Origin of the sequence: Streptococcus sp. IMAU 99161, from assembly GCF_014435245.1 — a bacterium.
Classification (GTDB): domain Bacteria; phylum Bacillota; class Bacilli; order Lactobacillales; family Streptococcaceae; genus Streptococcus; species Streptococcus lactarius.
On record NZ_JAAPAW010000014.1, the window covers coordinates 50,549 to 72,509 of the forward strand.

General features: G+C 41.7%; 23 protein-coding genes and 1 pseudogene. 22 read left to right on the plus strand and 2 right to left on the minus strand.

Annotated elements, in window-relative coordinates:
- The first annotated feature begins 69 nt into the window (after positions 1-69).
- The 4 genes from HA044_RS08730 (at position 70) to trpB (ending at position 3,863) form a co-directional block, all read left to right on the plus strand.
- Entirely contained in the window at positions 70-645 is a 576-nt protein-coding gene (locus tag HA044_RS08730) for a YutD-like domain-containing protein (protein ID WP_187540809.1), read from the plus strand.
- A 3-nt stretch (positions 646-648) separates the two neighbouring features.
- Entirely contained in the window at positions 649-1,737 is a 1,089-nt protein-coding gene (gene rlmN / locus HA044_RS08735) for a 23S rRNA (adenine(2503)-C(2))-methyltransferase RlmN (RefSeq protein WP_187540810.1), read from the plus strand.
- Positions 1,724-2,248 carry a VanZ family protein gene (locus HA044_RS08740; RefSeq protein ID WP_187540811.1) on the plus strand — a complete coding sequence of 175 codons (525 nt, stop codon included), beginning with the start codon at positions 1,724-1,726 and terminating at the stop codon, positions 2,246-2,248. Before rlmN ends, HA044_RS08740 begins: the two co-directional genes overlap by 14 nt.
- Positions 2,249-2,675: 427 nt before the next feature.
- Positions 2,676-3,863: a tryptophan synthase subunit beta gene (gene trpB, locus HA044_RS08745; RefSeq protein ID WP_187540812.1), complete on the plus strand. Its 1,188-nt coding sequence runs from the start codon at positions 2,676-2,678 to the stop codon at positions 3,861-3,863.
- 6 nt (positions 3,864-3,869) lie between these two features.
- Here the strand turns inward: trpB and HA044_RS08750 are convergent, their stop codons facing one another.
- Complete coding sequence (locus tag HA044_RS08750) at positions 3,870-4,529, minus strand: A24 family peptidase (RefSeq protein ID WP_187540813.1); 660 nt, start codon at positions 4,527-4,529, stop codon at positions 3,870-3,872.
- 85 nt (positions 4,530-4,614) lie between these two features.
- On the opposite strand from HA044_RS08750, the gene HA044_RS08755 reads away from it, so the two are divergent.
- From HA044_RS08755 to HA044_RS08765, 3 genes are all read left to right on the plus strand, one after another.
- Entirely contained in the window at positions 4,615-4,833 is a 219-nt protein-coding gene (locus HA044_RS08755) for a YqgQ family protein (protein ID WP_187540814.1), read from the plus strand.
- Positions 4,833-5,213 (plus strand): rhodanese-like domain-containing protein, encoded by a 381-nt coding sequence (locus tag HA044_RS08760; RefSeq protein ID WP_187540815.1) that lies wholly within the window; start codon positions 4,833-4,835, stop codon positions 5,211-5,213. Before HA044_RS08755 ends, HA044_RS08760 begins: the two co-directional genes overlap by 1 nt.
- Positions 5,214-5,294: 81 nt before the next feature.
- Positions 5,295-5,528: a hypothetical protein gene (locus HA044_RS08765; protein WP_187540816.1), complete on the plus strand. Its 234-nt coding sequence runs from the start codon at positions 5,295-5,297 to the stop codon at positions 5,526-5,528.
- A gap of 34 nt (positions 5,529-5,562) precedes the next feature.
- Here HA044_RS08765 and HA044_RS08770 read toward each other — a convergent pair whose 3' ends face one another.
- Entirely contained in the window at positions 5,563-6,285 is a 723-nt protein-coding gene (locus tag HA044_RS08770) for a pseudouridine synthase (protein ID WP_187540817.1), read from the minus strand.
- 177 nt (positions 6,286-6,462) lie between these two features.
- Between HA044_RS08770 and typA the strand changes: the two genes are divergently transcribed.
- The 15 genes and pseudogenes from typA to HA044_RS08840 all read left to right on the plus strand — a co-directional run bounded on the left by typA (position 6,463) and on the right by HA044_RS08840 (position 21,924).
- The gene (gene typA / locus HA044_RS08775; protein WP_187540818.1) at positions 6,463-8,310 is read left to right on the plus strand and encodes a translational GTPase TypA; all 1,848 of its coding nucleotides are present in this window, start codon (positions 6,463-6,465) and stop codon (positions 8,308-8,310) included.
- A 26-nt stretch (positions 8,311-8,336) separates the two neighbouring features.
- Positions 8,337-8,603 carry a DUF3165 family protein gene (locus HA044_RS08780; RefSeq protein WP_187540819.1) on the plus strand — a complete coding sequence of 89 codons (267 nt, stop codon included), beginning with the start codon at positions 8,337-8,339 and terminating at the stop codon, positions 8,601-8,603.
- A 73-nt stretch (positions 8,604-8,676) separates the two neighbouring features.
- On the plus strand, positions 8,677-10,026 hold the full coding sequence (gene murD, locus HA044_RS08785; protein ID WP_187540820.1) for a UDP-N-acetylmuramoyl-L-alanine--D-glutamate ligase: 1,350 nt from the start codon (positions 8,677-8,679) through the stop codon (positions 10,024-10,026).
- Position 10,027: 1 nt separating this feature from the next.
- Positions 10,028-11,092 (plus strand): UDP-N-acetylglucosamine--N-acetylmuramyl-(pentapeptide) pyrophosphoryl-undecaprenol N-acetylglucosamine transferase, encoded by a 1,065-nt coding sequence (locus tag HA044_RS08790; protein ID WP_187540821.1) that lies wholly within the window; start codon positions 10,028-10,030, stop codon positions 11,090-11,092.
- A gap of 1 nt (position 11,093) precedes the next feature.
- Complete coding sequence (locus tag HA044_RS08795) at positions 11,094-12,350, plus strand: cell division protein FtsQ/DivIB (protein ID WP_187540822.1); 1,257 nt, start codon at positions 11,094-11,096, stop codon at positions 12,348-12,350.
- Positions 12,351-12,491: 141 nt separating this feature from the next.
- A pseudogene (gene ftsA / locus HA044_RS08800) lies at positions 12,492-13,698 on the plus strand (cell division protein FtsA); the annotation flags it as partial.
- Positions 13,674-13,880 carry a hypothetical protein gene (locus HA044_RS10180; protein WP_386690926.1) on the plus strand — a complete coding sequence of 69 codons (207 nt, stop codon included), beginning with the start codon at positions 13,674-13,676 and terminating at the stop codon, positions 13,878-13,880. The pseudogene ftsA and the gene HA044_RS10180, both read left to right, overlap by 25 nt.
- Positions 13,881-13,895: 15 nt before the next feature.
- Entirely contained in the window at positions 13,896-15,170 is a 1,275-nt protein-coding gene (gene ftsZ / locus HA044_RS08805; protein ID WP_187540824.1) for a cell division protein FtsZ, read from the plus strand.
- Between the two features lie 2 nt (positions 15,171-15,172).
- Entirely contained in the window at positions 15,173-15,838 is a 666-nt protein-coding gene (locus tag HA044_RS08810) for a YggS family pyridoxal phosphate-dependent enzyme (RefSeq protein ID WP_187540825.1), read from the plus strand.
- A gap of 12 nt (positions 15,839-15,850) precedes the next feature.
- Complete coding sequence (gene sepF / locus HA044_RS08815) at positions 15,851-16,492, plus strand: cell division protein SepF (RefSeq protein ID WP_187540826.1); 642 nt, start codon at positions 15,851-15,853, stop codon at positions 16,490-16,492.
- Between the two features lies 1 nt (position 16,493).
- Positions 16,494-16,757, plus strand: a complete 264-nt coding sequence (locus HA044_RS08820) for a YggT family protein (RefSeq protein WP_187540827.1) — start codon at positions 16,494-16,496, stop codon at positions 16,755-16,757.
- Positions 16,758-16,763: 6 nt separating this feature from the next.
- Positions 16,764-17,555: an RNA-binding protein gene (locus tag HA044_RS08825; protein ID WP_187540828.1), complete on the plus strand. Its 792-nt coding sequence runs from the start codon at positions 16,764-16,766 to the stop codon at positions 17,553-17,555.
- A 10-nt stretch (positions 17,556-17,565) separates the two neighbouring features.
- On the plus strand, positions 17,566-18,384 hold the full coding sequence (locus HA044_RS08830; RefSeq protein WP_187540829.1) for a DivIVA domain-containing protein: 819 nt from the start codon (positions 17,566-17,568) through the stop codon (positions 18,382-18,384).
- Positions 18,385-18,636: 252 nt separating this feature from the next.
- Positions 18,637-21,429, plus strand: a complete 2,793-nt coding sequence (gene ileS / locus HA044_RS08835; protein WP_187540830.1) for an isoleucine--tRNA ligase — start codon at positions 18,637-18,639, stop codon at positions 21,427-21,429.
- Positions 21,430-21,489: 60 nt separating this feature from the next.
- A complete protein-coding gene (locus HA044_RS08840; protein ID WP_187540831.1) occupies positions 21,490-21,924 on the plus strand; it encodes a GNAT family N-acetyltransferase in 435 nt (144 codons plus the stop codon).
- Positions 21,925-21,961 lie beyond the last annotated feature (37 nt).

Sequence of the window (21,961 nt, forward strand, 5' to 3'; positions counted from 1 at the left end):
CTGACGCAAGTCATCAAATTTATGATAAAATAAAGTGTTACAGTAAATAGATTTTGATGAAGGAACACTATGCGAAAAGAGATTGACCCCGAATTATATAATTACAATAAATTTCCTGGACCTGTGTTTCGTCAGGTGGGAGACCAGATCCTTTCAGAAAAACTCACCTTTGAGCTCTTGCAAAATGAGAAGGAAGCATTTGATGCGACTGTTTTTGGTCAACGCTTTTCTGAGATTTTAACCAAGTTCGATTATATTGTTGGTGATTGGAGTAACGAGCAATTACGTTTGCGTGGCTTCTATAAGGAAGATCGCGATGTCGCAACGATGGATAAGCTGAGTCGCCTAGACGATTATCTATTGGAATATTGTAGCTATGGTTGTGCTTATTTTGTCCTTGAAAATAAGGAGCCTCATCGTGCCTCCTTTGATAAAAAGTCACCAGGCAGAAAAACTCATACGGAAGAAAGAGAACCCAAAAAACGTTCGCGCAATCGTAAGCAACGAGATCGTTTCCAAAAACGAGAACGAGACAAGAGCCAGCCATCAAAGAATACGAAAAAAACAAGATCATCTGGTGAAAACAAAAACGCTAGCAAGCCAGATACCAAACACCGTTTTGTGATTCGACAGAAAGAGGAGTAAAAAATGAAACCATCCATCTATAGTTTAACGCGCCAAGAAATGATTGACTGGGCGTTAGAAAACGGCGAAAAGAAATTCCGAGCAGCACAGATCTGGGAATGGCTTTACCGTAAACGTGTCCAGTCATTCGAAGAAATGACCAATCTATCCAAAGACTTAATTGCGAAGTTAAATGACCAGTTTGTGGTCAACCCGCTCAAACAGCGGATCGTACAAGAGTCAGCAGATGGGACGGTCAAGTATCTTTTTGAATTGCCAGATGGCATGTTGATCGAGACAGTACTGATGCGTCAACACTATGGTTTATCTGTCTGTGTGACCACACAGGTGGGTTGCAATATTGGCTGTACCTTCTGTGCTTCAGGTTTGATCAAAAAACAACGCGATTTGAACAATGGCGAAATCGTATCCCAAATCATGTTAGTTCAAAAATACTTTGACGAACGGGGCCAAGATGAACGAGTCAGCCATATCGTTGTCATGGGGATTGGAGAACCATTTGATAACTACAACAATGTCTTGAAATTTATCCGGACGGTTAACGATGATAAGGGGCTAGCAATTGGAGCTCGGCACATTACCGTATCGACCTCTGGTTTGGCTCATAAGATTCGTGACTTTGCAAATGAAGGTGTGCAGGTCAATTTGGCAGTGTCTCTTCACGCTCCAAACAACGACTTGCGCTCTAGTATCATGAAGATCAACCGCGCTTTCCCGATTGAAAAATTGTTTGCGGCGATTGAATACTATATCGAGACCACCAACCGTCGGGTAACCTTTGAGTATATCATGCTCAATGAAGTCAATGATGGGGTCGAGCAAGCCTTAGAGTTGGCAGAATTGCTCAAGAATATTAAGAAATTGTCTTATGTTAACTTGATTCCTTATAACCCAGTTACGGAACACGACCAATACAGTCGTAGTCCAAAAGAGCGGGTGATGGCCTTCTATGATACCTTGAAAAAACATGGTGTCAACTGTGTAGTCCGCCAAGAACACGGGACAGATATTGATGCTGCCTGCGGCCAATTGCGTTCCAATACGATGAAACGGGATCGGGAGAAAGCGATTGTTGAACATGCGCAACCTTAGACAAGGGCTAATGGATCATACAGAACCAACGAAAAGAGGAAGAAAACTGTTACTATGTGGCAGTTTCTTCTATTTTTTCCTCTTGTGTCTGATGTGTTTTTTGCCCCAACATCCAGAACCAGGTATGGAAACACCCGGTATTCAACATTTTGGACGGATTGTCGTGTTATTGATTCCTCTTAATTCGCTGATGAATCTCGGCCAGATCACGAGTGTCCTCCAACTCATTAAGGTCATCCTTCAAAATGTAGCCAATATCTTTTTATTAAGTCCGCTGATCTTTCAACTCCTTTGGCTATGGCCTTGGTTGAGAAGTCGTAAACGAGTCTTGCTCTTTGGCTTTTCCATGAGCTTGTGGATTGAATGCAGTCAAGTGTTGTTAGATCTTTTGTTTGATGCCAACCGTGTCTTTGAAGTGGATGATTTGTGGACCAACACCTTAGGAGCTTACCTAGCTTATCTAGGCTTTTGCTACCTAAAGGATAGACTGGGCCTTTCAGAAAACAAATAGAAAACCCGAACATTTCAGGAAGATTTTTAAAATTTTGTTGACAAAGTGATGGGTGGACGCTATAATAGCTTCAAGACATCAGAAAAGTAAAGATTCTAACCATTTTCAGGGAGCTTGTGGTGATTGTGAACAAGCAGTGGCGGATCTCGAAGTGGGCTGATGGCGGTTTATGATGATGAATTTGAAACAATAAAAATTCGGTGAGCACACCTTATCGTGCACCCTGTTGTTAGACAGGTCAGAGATATAGGAGAAAGACTATCTTCCTACAATTGAGGTGGCACCGCGGTATCGAATCGTCCTCACACAGATTTTTCTGTGTGAGGTTTTTTGTATCTCAAAGGACTCTGTGAGACTGCAGCTCATGTGGACGGAGAGAGACAAACGTCATAAACAAGAATGAGGATATAGAAAAGAGGATAACATTATGACAGAAACTAAAGGCTATTTCGGACAATTCGGCGGCTCTTTCGTACCAGAACCCATTCAACACTTACTGGATCAATTAGAAGCAACGTTTGAACAGTACAAAGATGATCCTGAATTTATCGCAGAATACAAACATTACCTCAAAGATTACTCTGGTCGTGAAACGCCTCTCTATTTTGCGGAAAGTTTGACAGACCATTTAGGTGGGGCAAAAATATATTTGAAGCGTGAAGACTTAAATCACTTAGGTTCGCACAAATTGAACAACGTTTTAGGGCAAATCCTCTTGGCCAAACGCATGGGTAAGACGCGTGTGATTGCTGAAACAGGAGCTGGTCAACACGGTGTGGCTACAGCAGCTGCCGCAGCTAAGTTCGGCATGGCCTGTGATGTCTACATGGGAGCAGAAGACGTGGAGCGTCAACGTCTCAATGTCTTCCGTATGGAAATGATGGGGGCAACCGTCCATTCAGTTGAAACAGGAACCAAGACTTTGAAAGATGCCGTTGATGCAGCGTTTGGAGCATGGATGGCGGATCTGGATGCCTTTTATGTATTGGGTTCTGCTGTTGGTCCCCATCCTTACCCAACCATTGTGCATGAATTCCAAAAAGTCATCAGTGAAGAGTCTAAACGCCAAATCTTGGAAAAAGAAGGACGCTTGCCAGATTATGTCATCGCCTGTGTTGGTGGTGGATCCAATGCCATTGGTGCCTTTTCTGAGTATGTCGCAGAAGAAGAAGTTGGCTTGATTGGGGTAGAAGCAGCTGGTCATGGCTTGGATACCGATCAGCATGCGGCGACCATGACCAAGGGGACTGTAGGGGTTGTTGATGGCATGAAGACTTACGCTGTCTTTGGCCAAGATGGAAAAGTCGCACCTGTTTACTCTATCTCTGCCGGTTTGGATTATCCAGGTGTTGGCCCTGAACATGCCTTCTTTAAAGACTCTGGTCGTGTCGAGTATGTAGCAGCAACAGATGATGAAGCTGTTCAAGCCTTGCTCTTACTTAGCAAGACTGAAGGGATTATTCCAGCCATCGAAAGTTCACACGCCATTGCAGAAGCGATTAAACGTGCTCCACAATTGGACAAAGACAAGATCATCATTATCAATGTTTCAGGACGTGGAGACAAGGACGTGGCAGCTATTGCAGACTATTTAGAAGCTAAAGCTGCAAAATAAGAAGGCTTATTTGCTAAACATTGTAAACAGCAGTAGAGCATGATAACTGAGAAAGAGACAAGGAACAAAGGGAATCCGGTCTCTTTCTTTTTTGAGAACAAAGACGAGTATCCCAAAGACAGAAGCGATCTGAATGAGCCAGAGAATCTTGGTAGAAGAGAAGGTCAGTGAGAAGGTAGCGAGTAGGAGAAAATCCCCCGCCCCCATTCCGACGAAGAAAAAATGGGCACCGATCGCAAGGAGGACAAAGACTAGCATAAGGAGATTGCCTCCTGAAAAAAGAAGGATCAGAGTATGGAGACAGCACCAGATCATCAAGGGGTATTCCATAGAGCGAAGGTCATAGATGGCTAAAACAGCTGAACCGAGTAGGGTCAAGAGTTGAGAAAGGGACAGAAACCCATTGGTACAGGCTAAAAAGAGCAGCCCACTCCAGGCTTCAAAAAGACAATACCAAACAGGATAGGCCTGATGGCAATAGCGGCAACGGAAACGGTGGAAGATTTGTGAAGCAATGGGAATCAGATCCCAAAATCCAAGAACGTGCTGGCACTGAGCGCAGTGACTGCGGGGAGTTAGAATGGATTGATTAGGAAAGCGATCAACAACCAATCCTAAAAACGAGGCCATACAAGTGCCGATGGTAAAAAAATAAAAGTTCATCATACTTATTTATTCGTAAAAAAATTTAAAAAAGATCATTTGTTGGAAAATCTTGTAAAGACTTTCTAAATTTGATACAATAATGAACATGAAAAACCTGTATGATGTTCAACAATTTTTAAAACGTTTTGGAATCATCATTTATGTTGGAAAACGTCTCTATGACATTGAATTGATGAAAATTGAACTTCAACGCCTCTATGATGCAGGCTTGATGGAACGGCTCGATTATTTAGAAGCCGAGACGATTTTAAGAAGAGAACACAAACAAGAATTGGAATTTTTGAAAAAGAGTGAGGTAGAGTAATGGGAAATATTATTTTGTGGTTGGCAATTTTAGGCTTGGTCGGATGGATGATATTCAATTATTTCCGCATCCGAAAAGCTGCGAATTTTGTAGACAATGCAGCCTTTGAAGAACTCATTCGTAAGGGACAATTGATTGACCTGCGGGAGCCTGTCGAGTTTCATGCCAAGCATATCTTGGGTGCACGTAATATTCCTTCCAGTCAATTGAAGCTGAGTACAGGTGCCTTACGCAAGGACAAACCAATTTTATTGTACGAAAATAGCCGTAGTTCTCGTGTGACCAATGCGGCCGTCTATTTGAAAAAAGAAGGGTATTCAGATATCTATATCCTGTCTTATGGATTAAATTCTTGGACAGGTAAGGTAAAGTCTAGTTAATAGGATGTAAAAAAGTTGCCATATAATAGTTATATTAATAACGGACTTTTTATAGTATGAATTTTAAGGGGCTTTATGAACATGAAAGAAAAGGAAAAAGACTCACTTGTTTTGAGTATCCTATCTATCATATTTGTCTTTGGACTTCCACTGTTAAGTATTATTTTTGGTGTTTTGGGTTTGGTCTCGGCTAGTTTACATCAAAAAGAGTCTGGACTGGACTATACGACAGAAAAAATTCTCTCCATTATAGGGATTTTCCTTTCTGTAGTTTTCTGTATCGTATTTATCTCACAACTTTCGGGAATTAATTAAAACAAAAAAGCTTTAAAACTAAAGCTTTTTTTTATCAACTGTTTTCTAAATAGTTTTTAATAATCTGTAATTCATCTTGGTTCAAGGGGCGGTATTGACCCTCTGCTAGCTCTGAATCTAATGTAAAATCCCCGAACTGAACTCGTTTTAGAGCAGTGACCTTGACACCGACTGAGAGGAACATTTTTTTTACCTGATGGAATTTTCCTTCAGACAGGGTGACTAGTGCCCGGCTTTCTTTGGGACTGGAGGTAAGGATTTCTAGTTTGGCAGGTTTACACTTAGTTCCATCTAAGAAAGTGATACCTTCTTGAAAATCCTCTATATGAGCGGGTTCGAGAGGGCCGTTGACTGTTACCGCGTATTCTTTTTCGATATGGTATCGGGGATGAAGGAGTTGGAAACCGAGAGGTCCATTGTCTGTGAGTAAGAGCAGACCGGTGGTATCCCGATCTAGCCGGCCGATAGGATAGGTATTGGGTGTCCGGTCTTCTGCTCGAAGGAGGTCAAGTACCGTAGCATGTTGGGCATCCTTGGTAGCTGTCACCAGTCCTTGGGGTTTGTGGAGAAGAAAATAGCAATGAGAACAGTCGGTGAGGACGCGTTCTTTCCAGCGAACTTCTTGAAGACCTGTATCTACATTTTGGGATAACTTTGTTGCAACAAGCCCATCGACCAGAATCAGCCCTTTTGCTAGGCTTTGTTTGATTTCCTTACGAGGAATTTGGTAGTGAGCCAACAATTGATCTAATCTCATAGGCGCCTCTTTTTCTGAAAGTTTTGTAACCAGTGTATCATGAAAAGATAAGGAAAGCGAGTGGGAGAAAAGAAATGAAGATGAAAACATTTACAACTAGCTGAACTGTGTTTTTTAGATAGGACTGTGGTATAATTGTTCAGTTAGAAATATTATTTAAATTATATAGAGGAAATCATGACAAAATTAAGAGAAGATATTCGCAACGTTGCGATCATTGCCCACGTTGACCATGGGAAAACAACCTTGGTAGACGAATTGTTGAAACAATCGCACAGTTTGGACGAACGCAAAGAATTGCAAGAACGTGCAATGGACTCAAATGATATTGAAAAAGAACGCGGGATTACCATTCTTGCGAAAAATACAGCCGTTGCATATAACGGTACTCGTATCAATATCATGGATACACCAGGACACGCGGACTTTGGTGGAGAAGTGGAACGGATCATGAAAATGGTCGATGGGGTTGTTCTTGTCGTGGATGCTTATGAAGGGACCATGCCACAAACTCGTTTCGTATTGAAAAAAGCTTTGGAACAAAATCTTGTGCCAATCGTGGTTGTCAACAAAATCGATAAACCATCTGCTCGTCCAGCAGAAGTTGTGGACGAAGTTTTGGAACTCTTTATCGAGCTTGGTGCAGATGATGACCAATTGGAATTCCCAGTTGTCTATGCATCTGCGATTAACGGTACCTCTTCACTTTCAGATGATCCAGCAGATCAAGAGCATACCATGGCTCCAATCTTTGATACCATCATCGATCACATCCCTGCTCCAGTGGACAACTCTGATGAACCTCTACAATTCCAAGTTTCCCTTTTGGATTACAACGATTTCGTAGGACGTATCGGTATCGGACGGATCTTCCGTGGAACTGTAAAAGTTGGGGACCAAGTAACCCTTTCTAAATTGGATGGAACAACTAAGAACTTCCGTGTTACCAAATTGTTTGGTTTCTTTGGCTTGGAACGTCGTGAGATCGAGGAAGCGAAAGCGGGTGATTTGATTGCGATCTCTGGTATGGAAGATATCTTCGTCGGTGAAACCATCACTCCAACAGATGCGGTTGAAGCTCTACCAATCCTCCATATTGATGAACCAACTCTTCAAATGACCTTCTTGGTCAACAACTCACCATTTGCTGGTCGTGAAGGAAAATGGGTGACTTCTCGTAAGGTCGAAGAACGCTTGCAAGCAGAATTGCAAACTGACGTTTCACTTCGGGTTGATCCAACAGATTCACCTGATAAATGGATCGTTTCAGGACGTGGAGAATTGCACTTGTCTATCCTGATTGAAACCATGCGTCGTGAAGGTTATGAGTTGCAAGTATCTCGTCCAGAAGTCATCGTAAAAGAAATTGATGGCGTGCAATGCGAACCATTTGAACGCGTACAAATCGATACACCTGAAGAGTACCAAGGTTCTGTGATCCAAAGCCTTTCTGAACGCAAGGGCGAAATGTTGGATATGATCGCAACTGGTAACGGTCAAACTCGTTTGGTCTTCCTCGTTCCAGCACGTGGCTTGATTGGTTACTCAACTGAGTTCTTGTCTATGACTCGTGGATACGGGATTATGAACCATACCTTCGATCAATACTTGCCATTGATCCCAGGTGAAATCGGTGGCCGTCACCGTGGTGCTTTGGTGTCTATTGATAATGGGAAAGCAACTACCTACTCCATTATGTCTGTTGAGGAACGTGGTACAATCTTTGTGAATCCAGGTACCGAAGTGTATGAAGGAATGATCATCGGAGAAAACTCTCGCGATAATGACTTGACGGTTAATATCACCAAGGCAAAACAAATGACCAACGTTCGGTCTGCTACCAAAGACCAAACAGCGGTTATCAAGACTCCACGTATCTTGACTCTTGAAGAATCTCTTGAGTTCTTGAATGACGATGAGTACATGGAAGTAACCCCTGAATCTATCCGTTTGCGCAAGCAAATTCTGAATAAGAATGAACGTGCAAAAGCTGCTAAAAAGAAAAAAACAGCTGCTGCTGAATAAGAACGAAACAAGAAAGGAGAAACAAAATGGTCTATTTTATCTTAGGGATTTTGATTCTCCTTTTCTATATTTTTATGACGCCAAGAAGTATTCGTGGCACTTTAAATAGTGTTACCTTGGTTGTTCTGATCGTCTCGATTATTGTCCTTTCTTGCCTAGCTATTTTTCAAATTTTTCAACTACCATCTGAATTTTTTGTTGGTGCTTTTTTAGCCTTTATTGGCTATCTTGCTTTGGTAGACATTTCAAGGATGAGCAACAAACAGAAAAAAATAAGCAATGACGATCTTTAAAAAGCCCTTTGGGCTTTTTAATTTTGCCAAAAAAAGGTAAAATAGAGAGTGATAAAAATGGAGCGAAAATAAGATGAAATTTATAAAACAATTTGAAAACAAAAAGGTTCTGGTATTGGGTTTGGCCAAGTCGGGTGAGTCAGCAGCTCGTTTGTTGAATCGCCTAGGGGCTATTGTGACTGTCAATGATGGCAAACCCTTCGAAGAAAATCCAGCAGCTCAAAGTTTACTGGAAGAAGGCATCAAAGTAGTCACTGGTGGCCATCCTCTGGAGTTGTTGGATGAAGACTTTGCGGTCATGGTTAAAAATCCAGGAATCCCTTATACCAATCCGATGATTCAAAAAGCACTGGAAAAAGGACTTCCTGTCATCACTGAAGTGGAATTGGCTTATCTGATTTCGGATGCACCAATTATTGGGATTACAGGGTCTAATGGGAAAACTACCACAACCACTATGATTGGAGAAGTTTTAACAGCAGCTGGTCAAGGTGGCTTATTGTCTGGGAATATTGGATTTCCAGCTAGTCAAGTTGCCCAAACGGCGACAGATAAGGAAGTCCTGGTCATGGAATTGTCTTCATTCCAATTGATGGGCATTGAAGCCTTCCACCCAGAAATTGCGGTCATTACCAACCTCATGCCAACCCATATCGACTATCATGGTTCTTTTGAAAATTATGTTGCAGCCAAATGGAATCTTCAAAAGAATATGACGGAAAAGGATGTCATTATTTTGAACTTCAATCAAGATTTGGCTAAGGAATTGGCGACAAAAACCAAGGCAAGGGTTCTTCCGTTTTCAACAACTGAAAAAGTGGACGGTGCTTATTTGGAAGATGGACTTCTCAAGTTTAAGGGAGAAGTTGTTATGCGTGCAGATGAACTGGGTGTTCCAGGTAGTCACAATGTAGAAAATGCCTTGGCAACCATTGCTGTCGCAAAAGTCCGGGGAGTGCAAAATGAGGTCATTAAAGAAACCTTGTCAGCCTTTGGAGGTGTCAAACACCGTCTACAATATGTGGATGAAATCGAGGGTGTTAAATTTTACAATGACAGTAAGTCAACCAATATTTTAGCAACACAAAAAGCTCTTTCTGGTTTTGATAACAGCAAGGTTATCTTGATTGCGGGAGGGCTGGATCGTGGCAATGAATTTGATGAATTAGTACCAGATATTACCGGCTTGAAGGAAATGGTGATTTTAGGCGAGTCGGCACCTCGAGTGAAACGGGCGGCTGACAAAGCGGGAGTGGCTTATATTGATGCGACAAATGTGGCCAATGCCACAAAGAAAGCCTTCGAATTAGCGAGTCCTGGAGATGTTGTGTTACTAAGTCCTGCCAATGCCAGCTGGGATATGTATCCTAATTTTGAAGTGCGTGGGGATGAATTCCTTGCTACAGTAAAAGGTTTAAAATAAGATGAAAAAAATAATGTTTACTGGTGGAGGTACGGTTGGGCATGTGACTCTTAACCTCCTCTTGATTCCAAAATTTATCGAAGATGGTTGGGAAGTCCACTATATCGGGGATAAAAAAGGAATTGAATACAAAGAAATCAAGAAGTCTGGCTTAGAGGTGCGTTTCCATTCAATTGCTACCGGGAAATTGCGTCGTTATTTCTCATTCCAAAATATGATGGATGTTTTCAAAGTAGCTTGGGGCACCCTCCAATCTATTGCGATTATGCTTCGTGTACGTCCACAAGTTCTCTTTTCCAAAGGAGGCTTTGTTTCCGTACCGCCAGTGATTGCGGCTCGACTTACTCGTGTCCCTGTCTATATCCATGAGTCTGATCTGTCTATGGGCTTGGCCAATAAAATCGCTTATAAATTTGCCACCAAGATGTACACGACTTTTGAACAAGCCCATGGCTTGTCAAAGAGTGTGCATATTGGGGCGGTGACCAAGGTTACAGACCATATTCCAGCAACTTCCCAAGTGTTGGAAGAAAAAACAAAAGGATTCAACAAAGAGTTGCCGACTCTTCTATTTGTCGGAGGATCTGCAGGTGCGCGTGTCTTCAATGATTTTGTGACAGCCCATCAAGCAGAGCTCCTGCAAGATTACAACATTATCAATTTAACAGGAGATGCAACACTGAATCAAGCTAAGGGTGGCTTGTATCGAGTTGATTACGTTACTGATCAGTATTTACCGATGCTTCATAAGGCGAATTTGGTCGTCACAAGAGGGGGAGCAAATACCTTATTTGAACTCTTGGCCATGAATAAGCTCCATATGATCGTACCGCTTGGAAAAGAAGCTAGCCGTGGTGACCAGATTGAAAATGCCCATTATTTCGTAGAAAAAGGCTATGCAGAACAGTTACCAGAAGATCAATTGACACTCGAAGCTTTTCATGAAACCATTCAAGACATGTTAAAGCATAGTGATGCCTATCATCAAGCAATGGAAAAATCGACAGAATTGTTATCACTAGACGATTTTTATGGCCTGCTTCAAAAAGATATCAATAAGGAATAAGATGACTGAGGACAAGAAAAATACGCCAACTGAAGACAAAATTACAGAGTTGTCAGCTTGGCAAAAAAGAAACAAAGAATATCTAGAAAAAAGGGCTCTTGAAAAGGAAAAGGAGCCTGAAAAAGATGAGCTAGAAGAAGAAACATCAACAGAAGGAGAGGATTTGTTAGATCAAGAAGTAGCTTCTGTTGATGAAGAAGATTCAGATGAGCGCGAAGACACTGAAGAAGAGGAAGACGATTCAGCTGAAGAAACTGACTCTGAAGAAAATTTAGCATCAGAGGTGGAGGAAAGTAGAGAAACAGAGACGCTTTCGACAGCTGAGGATCCAGAAGAACCTGCAAAACAGGAGAGAAAACTTTTCTTATTCGACCGTTTAAAGGTGAGTAAAGAAAAAAAAGAACCGACAGTTGCAAAACGCCACATTTACCGCGCGATTCCTGTTATTGGAATTAGCTCGATGCTTGCCCTTGCCTCTCTCTATTTTTTGAGTCCCTTATCGACTAAAAAAGTAATTGAATTTTCTGGGAATAAGGCAGTAGACCAACAAGTCTTGTATGAGAAAAGCCAGATCAAGGAAGAGGATTATACATTGACAACCTTTCTTCACAAATCTGTCTATGAAAGAAATATGAAAACGGCAAGTCCGTGGATAAAAGCAGTTCATATGCAGTACCAATTCCCAGTAACTTTCAAGGTGCAAGTGACGGAACACCAAGTGGTTGCTTATTATGTCACGGGAGGGGATCACTATCCAGTATTGGAAAATGGAGAGGTGGTTGAGACGGTGACACCTGCTTCGAATTTGCCATCTTCCTACATCAGCTTGACATTTTCAGATCGCGAAATGGTGAGACAGTATGTCCAACAAATGAAGTCTATTTCTTCCAGTATCACGGACAAAATTGTTTCTGTTGATTTAACCCCAAGTAAAGTTACCAAGGATCTGGTCACTTTGACCATGAAAAATGGCAATAAGATCTTGGTTCCTCTTTCCCATATCACTCGGAAACTCCCTTATTACAAATCAATCAGTAAGCAAGTGGAGGATGGCTCTATCATTGATATGGAGGCGGGTGCCTTCAGCTATAATGAACAAGCAATGGCCGAAGCCAAAGAAAAATCCGAAAAAGAAAAGACAGAGAAAACGGAAGAAACTGCAAATACTGAAAATCAGAGTGAGAATTCTGGGGAAACAGCGCAAGGCTCCCATCAAGATTCCCATACAGAAGAGCAAAATCATTCTGAAAATCAGTGAAACACATAAATTATCTGAAATATTTGAATAAAAAATGTCCATTTTAGCCTTCTTTGTGATATAATGAAGTTTGGATAGTTCTAACTAAAAGGGCTATAAATAGACGTATAGTGAAAATAAAAAAGAGAGAGGACTGGTGTAATGGCTAGAGACGGCTTTTTTACAGGTTTAGATATCGGTACTAGTTCAATAAAAGTATTGGTGGCAGAACATGTCAACGGAGAAATGAATGTAATTGGTGTCAGCAATGCCAAAAGTGCTGGCGTGAAAGATGGAATTATTGTAGATATCGAAGCTGCTTCTACTGCAATTAAAAATGCAATTAGTCAAGCAGAGGAAAAAGCAGGGATCTCCATCAATCTAGTCAATGTTGGCTTACCTGCAAACTTGTTGCAAATTGAAGCAACACAAGGAATGATTCCAGTCACAAGTGATTCAAAAGAAATCACAGATGCAGATGTTGAAAATGTTGTCAAATCTGCTCTTACAAAAAGCATGACTCCTGATCGTGAAGTGATTACCTTTATTCCTGAAGAATTTACAGTTGATGGCTTCCAAGGAATTCGTGATCCTCGTGGCATGATGGGAATCCGCCTTGAAATGCGCGGACTTCTTTATACAGGCCCACGTACGATCTTGCACAACTTACGTAAAACCGTAGAACGTGCAGGCTTGCAAGTGGAAAATATCATCATTTCCCCACTAGCTATGATCAAAACCGTCTTGAACGAAGGCGAACGTGAGTTTGGTGCTACAGTGATTGATCTTGGTGGTGGCCAAACCACAGTAGCTTCTGTTCGTAGTCAAGAACTTCAATTTACAAATATCTATCAAGAAGGTGGCGACTATGTTACCAAAGATATTTCTAAAGTATTGAAAACCTCTCAAAAATTAGCAGAAGGTTTGAAATTCAACTATGGTGAAGCTTATGTCCCATCTGCTGGAAACGAAGTGTTCCACGTAGAAGTGATCGGGGAAGTCGAACCGGTTGAAGTTACTGAAAAATACTTGGCTGAAATTATCTCAGCGCGGATCAAACACATCTTTGAGCAAATCAAGCAAGACCTCGATAGAAGACATTTACTAGATCTTCCAGGGGGCATTGTCATTATCGGTGGAGGCGCGATCCTTCCTGGTATTGAAGAATTGGCTCAAGAAGTCTTTGGTGTCAATGTCAAATTGTTTGTTCCAAACCAAATTGGAATTCGAAACCCAGCCTTTGCCCATGTGATTAGCCTGTCTGAATATGCTGGTAATTTGACTGATGTAGATATTATTGCTCAAGCTGCAGTTCATGGCGATGAGGTTTTGCGTCAACAGCCGATTCAATTTGATCGTCCAGTTCAAACGCAAGTACAACCGCAATCAGCTCCAACAGCTCAAACGGTTGTCCCAGCCTACAATGCTGAAAAGATCGATTCTCCAGTAGATACTCAAGAAATCCCAGCAGCAGGCAATGATCACAAACAAGAATCAAAACCTTCATTCACAGATCGAATGAAAAATTTGATCGGTAATATGTTTGATTAAGGAGTGTAAGTATTTATGACATTTTCATTTGACACAGCAGCGGCACAAGGTGCAGTTATTAAGGTTATCGGTGTCGGTGGTGGTGGCGGTAACGCCATCAATCGTATGATTGACGAAGGCGTTGCCGGTGTAGAATTCATCGCAGCCAATACAGACGTTCAAGCACTTTCAAGTGCAAAAGCTGAAACAGTCATTCAATTGGGTCCAAAATTGACTCGCGGATTGGGTGCTGGAGGCCAACCTGAAGTTGGTCGTAAAGCAGCTGAAGAAAGCGAAGAAGTATTGACAGAAGCCTTGCAAGGTGCAGACATGGTTTTCATCACTGCAGGGATGGGAGGAGGATCTGGTACAGGTGCTGCACCAGTGATCGCTCGTATTGCAAAAGCAGTTGGAGCCTTGACCGTAGCCGTTGTGACTCGTCCATTTGGCTTTGAAGGAACGAAACGTGGAAACTTTGCGATTGAAGGAATCAATGAGCTCCGCGAACATGTGGATACTCTCTTGATTATCTCAAACAACAACTTGCTTGAAATTGTGGACAAGAAGACTCCACTTCTAGAAGCTTTGAGCGAAGCAGACAATGTTCTTCGCCAAGGTGTTCAAGGGATTACAGACTTGATCACAAGCCCTGGATTGATCAACCTTGACTTTGCAGATGTGAAAACTGTGATGGAAAGTAAAGGAAATGCCTTAATGGGTATTGGTGTTGGTAGTGGTGAAGAACGTGTCATCGAAGCTGCGCGCAAAGCCATTTACTCTCCACTTCTTGAAACAACCATTGATGGTGCAGAAGACGTCATCGTTAACGTAACAGGTGGCTTGGATATGACCTTGATCGAAGCGGAAGAAGCTTCAGAAATTGTCAACCAAGCAGCAGGTCATGGCGTGAACATCTGGCTTGGTACTTCTATTGATGAATCTCTTAAAGATGAAATCCGTGTGACAGTTGTTGCGACGGGTGTCCGTCAAGACAAGGTAGAACGCGTCAGTGGGATTGCTTCATCGCCAGCAAGTCATCGACCTTACAAAACAGGTCCTCGTGAACAACGACCACAAGTTGCTCCATTTGACCGTGAATTTGATTTAAAACAAGAAGTTGAATTGCCAACTACTCCAAGTCGTCCAGCGGTAGAACCAAATCGTGGTTCAGCCTTTGGTGATTGGGATATTCGCCGTGAGAATATTGTCCGCCAAACGGAACCAGCATCCACTCATCAAGTGGATCGCTATGTCGATTCTTCATCAGATGATGATGAATTGGAAACACCTCCATTCTTCCGGAATCGTTAATCATGAATCTGATCGAGAATGCTAATCTTGTACGGGAACAGGTAGAAACAGCTAGAAACAAAGCCAACCGTCAAGATCCAGTCAATATCATAGCTGTTACCAAGTATGTGGATGTTGAAACAGCAGAAGCTTTGGTCAAAACAGGAATTCAACACATTGCTGAAAATCGGGTCGATAAATTTCTAGAAAAATATCAGGCTCTAAAAGACTACAATCTTACATGGCATTTGATTGGGAGCCTCCAAAGGCGCAAGGTAAAAGACGTGATCAATCTAGTGGATTACTTTCATGCCTTGGACTCGGTGAAGTTAGCTCAAGAAATTCAAAAGCGAGCAGAACACCCAATCAAGTGTTTCCTCCAAGTGAATATCTCTGGTGAGGAAAGTAAGCATGGATTTTCAGTCGATGAATTGGATACTGTTTTAGCGGACATCGCACAGCTGGATAAAATAAAAATTGTTGGTTTAATGACGATGGCTCCCTTTGAGGCTAGTCAAGAAGAGTTGCAGGATATTTTTTCAAAAACTCACCAACTTCAGAAACAACTAGAAAATAAACAATTAAAAAATATGCCTTTTTCAGAATTAAGCATGGGTATGAGTCGGGACTTTGAAGTAGCCATTGCGAATGGAGCGACTTATGTGCGAATCGGGTCATCATTTTTTTAATAGGAAAGAACTATGTCATTAAAAGATAAATTTAATAATTTTATTGACTACTTCACAGAAGACGGTGAAGAAGTAGAAGTTCGTGAGGTCAAGGCAGCCGGGGCAGAAACACAACCAGTTCCTCAGCCTCAAAAAGCTCCTCAAGTGACTTCTCAACGTCCACAGATTAGTCAAAAAGAACAAGTGAAACAAAAACCAAAACCAAAGGCCACTCCAGTAGCGCCTGTGACAACTACAGTCTCTACAGCTGTTGTAAAAGAACCGGTGAGTACTACGAAGAATTCATCTGAAAACATTACTCGTTTGCATGAACGTCAGTTAGAATTGGCAAGTAAACGTGAAAATCCAGATGAAAAAATCACAATTGATGTTCGCTATCCCCGTAAATACGAGGAAGCGACTGAAATTGTCGATCTATTACTATCTAATGAGAGTATCCTCATCGACTTCCAATACATGACGGAAGTTCAAGCACGTCGTTGTTTAGACTACTTGGATGGTGCCCGTTATGTCTTGGCTGGAAATCTTCGTCGTGTTGCAAGTACCATGTACTTGTTGACTCCGATCAACGTTGTGGTCAATGTCGAAGATATTCGCCTTCCAAATGATGTGGAAGTGTCAGAATTTGATTTTGATATGAAACGCAATCGTTAATATGGTATTGTTTCAGTTTATTTCAAATATCATTCAAATTTACTCTATCATTCTTGTCATTTATGCCTTGCTTTCTTGGTTCCCTGGAGCCCCAGAAAGCGCTCTTGGACAAATGGTTCATCGCCTAGTTGAACCATTTTTGAGCCTTTTTAAGAAATTACCCTTGCAGTTCGCAGGCTTGGATTTTACGGTACTTGTAGCCATTTTGCTTCTCAACTTCTTGGAACGATTGGTTGCTCAACTCTTTTTGTTGATGATCGGCTAAAGTAAGATGAAACAAAAAGAAATTTACCAACATTTTCATCCAGAAGATCATGAATTTATCGATCGGTGCATAGAATTATCGGAACGTGTGATCGAACGCTATTCGGTTGAGGTGACGAGTTTCTTGAACCCGCACCAGGTAACTATTTTACGAAATGTTGCTGCAAGTTATCCATTACAGGTCTTTGTCTCGAGTGATGATAGGAAGATGGAGTATGCCAAGGTCATTGTGGCACCAGATTATTACCAATTGGATCCTTCTGATTTTGATCTTTCCTTGTTGGAAATAACCTATTCTTCCAAATTTCATCAGTTGACACATTCCCAGGTTCTGGGCACGATTGTCCATCAATTGGGAGTGAATCGAAAGTCTTTTGGAGATATTTTGATGGGAAACGGACGCATTCAAGTGTTTGTGGAACAACGCTTTGCTCTCTATTTTATGGATCACGTCCAGAAAATTTCAAGAGTTCCTGTCAAAATCAAGGAAGTTCCTTTGTCTCAGCAGTTGATCCTTGAAGAAGAAAGTCAATCTCGGGATATACTGGTATCAAGTTATCGTTTGGATAAGGTGATTGCCGCAGGCTTTAAGTTATCTCGTTCTCAGGCTAGTCAACTGGTCAGTTCTGGTTTGGTAAAGGTCAACTATGCGATTACTACAAATGTCAGTGGTTTTGTTGCTTTGAATGATTTAGTCAGCGTCCGACGTTTTGGACGTCTTAAAATTGTTTCTGAAAATGGTATTTCAAAGAGTGGAAAATATAAAGTAACTGTTGAAATACTTCTAAGTAAAAAATAAGGAGGAGTTTATGGCTCTTACTGCTTTAGAAATTAAAGATAAAACATTTGGTGTTAAATTTAGAGGATATGATGCAAATGAAGTTGAAGAATTTCTTGACATCATTGTTCGTGATTATGAAGATTTAGTTCGATTGAATCATGAGCAAGAATCAAAAATTCAAGCCCTTGAAGAACGCCTCAATTATTTTGATGAAATGAAAGATTCATTGAGCCAATCAGTTTTGATTGCGCAAGATACTGCTGAACGTGTGAAACAAGCTGCTAACGAACGTTCTGAAAATATTGTTCGCCAAGCAGAACAAGATGCACAACATTTGATTGATGAATCAAAACAAAAAGCAAATGAAATCCTTCGTCACGCAACGGATAATGCTAAGAAAGTGGCCGTTGAAACGGAAGAATTGAAGAACAAGACACGCGTCTTCCATCAACGCTTGAAATCAACCATTGAAAGCCAGTTGAGCATTATTGATACACCTGAATGGGATGAAATTCTTCGCCCAACAGCTATGTATATTCAAACTAGTGATGAAGCTTTCCGCGAAATCGTTGAAAAAGCATTAGGTGAATCAGTTCATCATCATTCAGAAGATGACACCATTGATTTGACCCGTCAGTTCTCACCAGCTGAGATTGAAGAATTGCAAAAACGCATTGAAGCCGCTAACCTAGAGTTGGGAGCTACACAAGCGTTTGAAGGTTTGAATGAAAAAGTTCAGTCCGCTTTAGAAGAAGCAGAACACGCGCATCAAGAAACTGAAGAAGTTGTGGATGAAACAGCTTCATCAGAAGACGAAGCAAGTCGTGAATCTGTCAATATTTTATAATTTCGTAGAAACAGGTCCATTAATGATAGGTCTAGCGAGCAGATGATGGTGGAAGATCTGCACTCCCTCTTAATGGATGATCCTTTTACAATTTTCATTCTGAACATAACAGTAAGAGTGAACGTTTCCCTCGTTACGGGATGAGAGGAGAAGATCGCACGCGACTTCTCAAATAAAGGTGGTACCACGAGCAATCGTCCTTTTTGGATGCTCGTGTTTTTTTATAGCTTTTTAAATTAATAAGGAGACACAATGAAACTCAAAGAAACATTGAATCTAGGAAAGACAGCCTTCCCAATGCGGGCTGGACTTCCAACCAAAGAGCCCGTTTGGCAAAAGGAATGGGAAGATGCAAAATTGTATCAACGTCGTCAAGAATTAAATGAAGGGAAACCGCATTTTACACTTCATGATGGCCCTCCATATGCCAACGGAAATATCCACGTAGGACATGCTATGAACAAGATTTCAAAAGATGTCATTGTTCGTTCTAAGTCTATGTCAGGCTTTTACGCCCCTTATATTCCAGGTTGGGATACCCATGGTTTACCAATCGAGCAAGTGTTGGCGAAACAAGGTGTTAAACGGAAAGAAATTGAACGCTCTGAATACCTTAAAATGTGTCGTGAGTACGCTCTTTCTCAAGTCGATAAACAAAGGGAAGACTTTAAACGCTTGGGTGTTTCAGGGGATTGGGACCATCCATATGTAACTTTAACCCCTGATTATGAAGCAGCCCAAATTCGTGTCTTTGGACAAATGGCCAACAAAGGCTATATTTACCGTGGTGCGAAACCTGTATACTGGTCTTGGTCTTCTGAATCTGCTCTTGCTGAAGCAGAAATTGAATACCACGATTTGGTTTCTACCTCTCTTTACTATGGGAATAAAGTCAAGGACGGGAAAGGTGTTCTAGATACAGATACTTACATCGTTGTCTGGACAACTACTCCATTTACCATCACAGCTTCTCGTGGTTTAACAGTAGGGGCTGATTTTGACTATGTTGTCGTGAAACCTGCTGGTTCTGATCGTAAATACGTAGTGGCTTCTGAGCTATTGCCAAGCTTGTCTGAGAAATTTGGTTGGAAAGATCCAGAAGTTCTTGCGACTTACCAAGGGAAAGAATTAAACCATATTGTAACCGAACACCCATGGGATGCAGCAGTTGACGAATTGGTGATTCTTGGAGACCACGTCACACTTGATTCAGGTACTGGTATCGTCCATACAGCTCCTGGTTTTGGTGAGGATGACTACAATGTCGGTATCGCAAATGGTCTTGAAGTTGCTGTTACGGTCAATGAACGTGGGATCATGATGGAGAATGCTGGCCCTGACTTTGCAGGTCAGTTCTATGACAAGGTTGTTCCAACAGTTATTGAAAAACTTGGAGACCTCCTTCTTGCTAAAGAAGACATTTCTCACTCCTACCCATTTGACTGGCGGACTAAGAAGCCAATTATCTGGCGTGCGGTTCCACAGTGGTTTGCCTCTGTTTCAAAATTCCGTCAAGAAATTTTGGATGAAATTGAAAAAGTGAAATTCCATTCAGAATGGGGGAAAGTCCGTCTCTACAATATGATTCGTGACCGTGGTGACTGGGTCATCTCTCGTCAACGTGCTTGGGGTGTCCCACTCCCAATCTTTTATGCTGAAGACGGCACACCGATCATGACAGCTGAAACGATTGAACATGTGGCTCAACTCTTTGAAGAACATGGATCGGTTATCTGGTGGGAACGGGATGCTAAAGATCTCCTTCCAGAAGGCTTCACTCATCCAGGTTCACCAAATGGAGAATTCACAAAAGAAACAGACATCATGGACGTCTGGTTTGACTCTGGTTCATCATGGAATGGTGTCATCGTGAATCGTCCAGAACTCAAATATCCAGCGGATCTCTATCTTGAAGGGTCTGACCAATACCGTGGTTGGTTCAACTCATCTTTGATCACTTCTGTAGCCAACCATGGCGTAGCTCCATACAAGCAAATCTTGTCTCAAGGTTTCGCCTTGGATGGGAAAGGTGAGAAGATGTCGAAATCTCTTGGAAATACGATTGCTCCAAGTGATGTTGAAAAGCAATTTGGTGCTGAAATCTTGCGTCTCTGGGTTACTAGTGTTGATTCGACAAACGATGTTCGTATTTCCATGGATATCTTGAGCCAAGTGTCTGAAACTTACCGGAAGATTCGGAATACCCTTCGTTTCTTGATTGCCAACACTTCTGACTTTAATCCAGCTGAGGATACAGTCGCTTATGATGAGCTTCGTTCAGTGGATAAATACATGACGATTCGCTTCAATCAACTTGTGAAAACGATTCGTGATGCCTATGAAAACTTTGAGTTCTTGACCATCTACAAGGCCCTTGTAAACTTTATCAATGTGGACTTGTCAGCCTTCTACCTTGATTTTGCCAAAGATGTGGTCTATATTGAGAGTGCGAAATCTCTAGAACGCCGTCAAATGCAGACAGTCTTCTATGATATTTTGGTGAAAATTACCAAACTCTTGACACCAATTCTTCCGCATACTGCTGAAGAAATCTGGTCCTACCTTGAGTTTGAAGCTGAAGACTATGTGCAATTGTCAGAATTACCAGAAGCAGAAACGTTTGCGAATCAAGAAGAAATCTTAGATACTTGGTCTGCCTTTATGCTCTTCCGTGGACAAGCTCAAAAAGCCTTGGAAGAAGCGCGTAATGAAAAAGTCATCGGTAAATCTCTTGAAGCTCACTTGACAGTTTATCCAAATGAAGTTGTGAAAACACTTCTAGGGGCTGTTGATAGCAATGTTGCTCAACTCTTGATTGTTTCTGAGTTGACCATCGCAGAAGGACCAGCTCCAGAAGGTGCAGTGACCTTTGAAGATGTTGCCTTCACAGTCGAACGTGCAGCAGGAGAAGTGTGTGACCGTTGCCGTCGCATTGATACAACAACGGCTGAACGTCATTATCACGCAACAATCTGCGACCACTGTGCAAGCATCGTCGAAGAGAACTTTGCGGACGCAGTCGCAGAAGGATTTGAAGCAAAATAAGAAGAAGTGAAAAGTCGCAGGGAGAGAGTCTCCTTGCGACTTTTCAATAAAGAGGAAGTTATGTGGTACCAGAAAGAATTTAAGGAACTAGAACTGAAAGAGTTTTACGAGATCGTTCAGCTGCGATTAGAGACCTTTGTCGTGGAACAAACTAGGATCTACAATGATCTCGATGATGTTGATTATCGATCTATCCATCTTTTTCATCAAGATGAGGAAGGACGCGTAGATGCCTATGCACGTATCTTTGAGACAGGGGCTACGATTCATTTTGGTCGAGTGGCTGTGGCCAAAGACAGTCGTGGCCAAGGACTGGGAAAAGACATAATAGAGCAGATTTTGGACCTGTGTGAACAGAGATTTCCTGGACGGTCCATTGAAATTGAGGCTCAAGAACAGGTGGTTGGCTTGTACGAAAAATTAGGTTTTCAAACGGTGAGCGAGCCCTTTATCTTGGCTTCTACCCCTCACGTAAAAATGATCTTTCAGAAATAAAGAATCCTTTCATCTCATAATCGAGGTGAAAGGATTT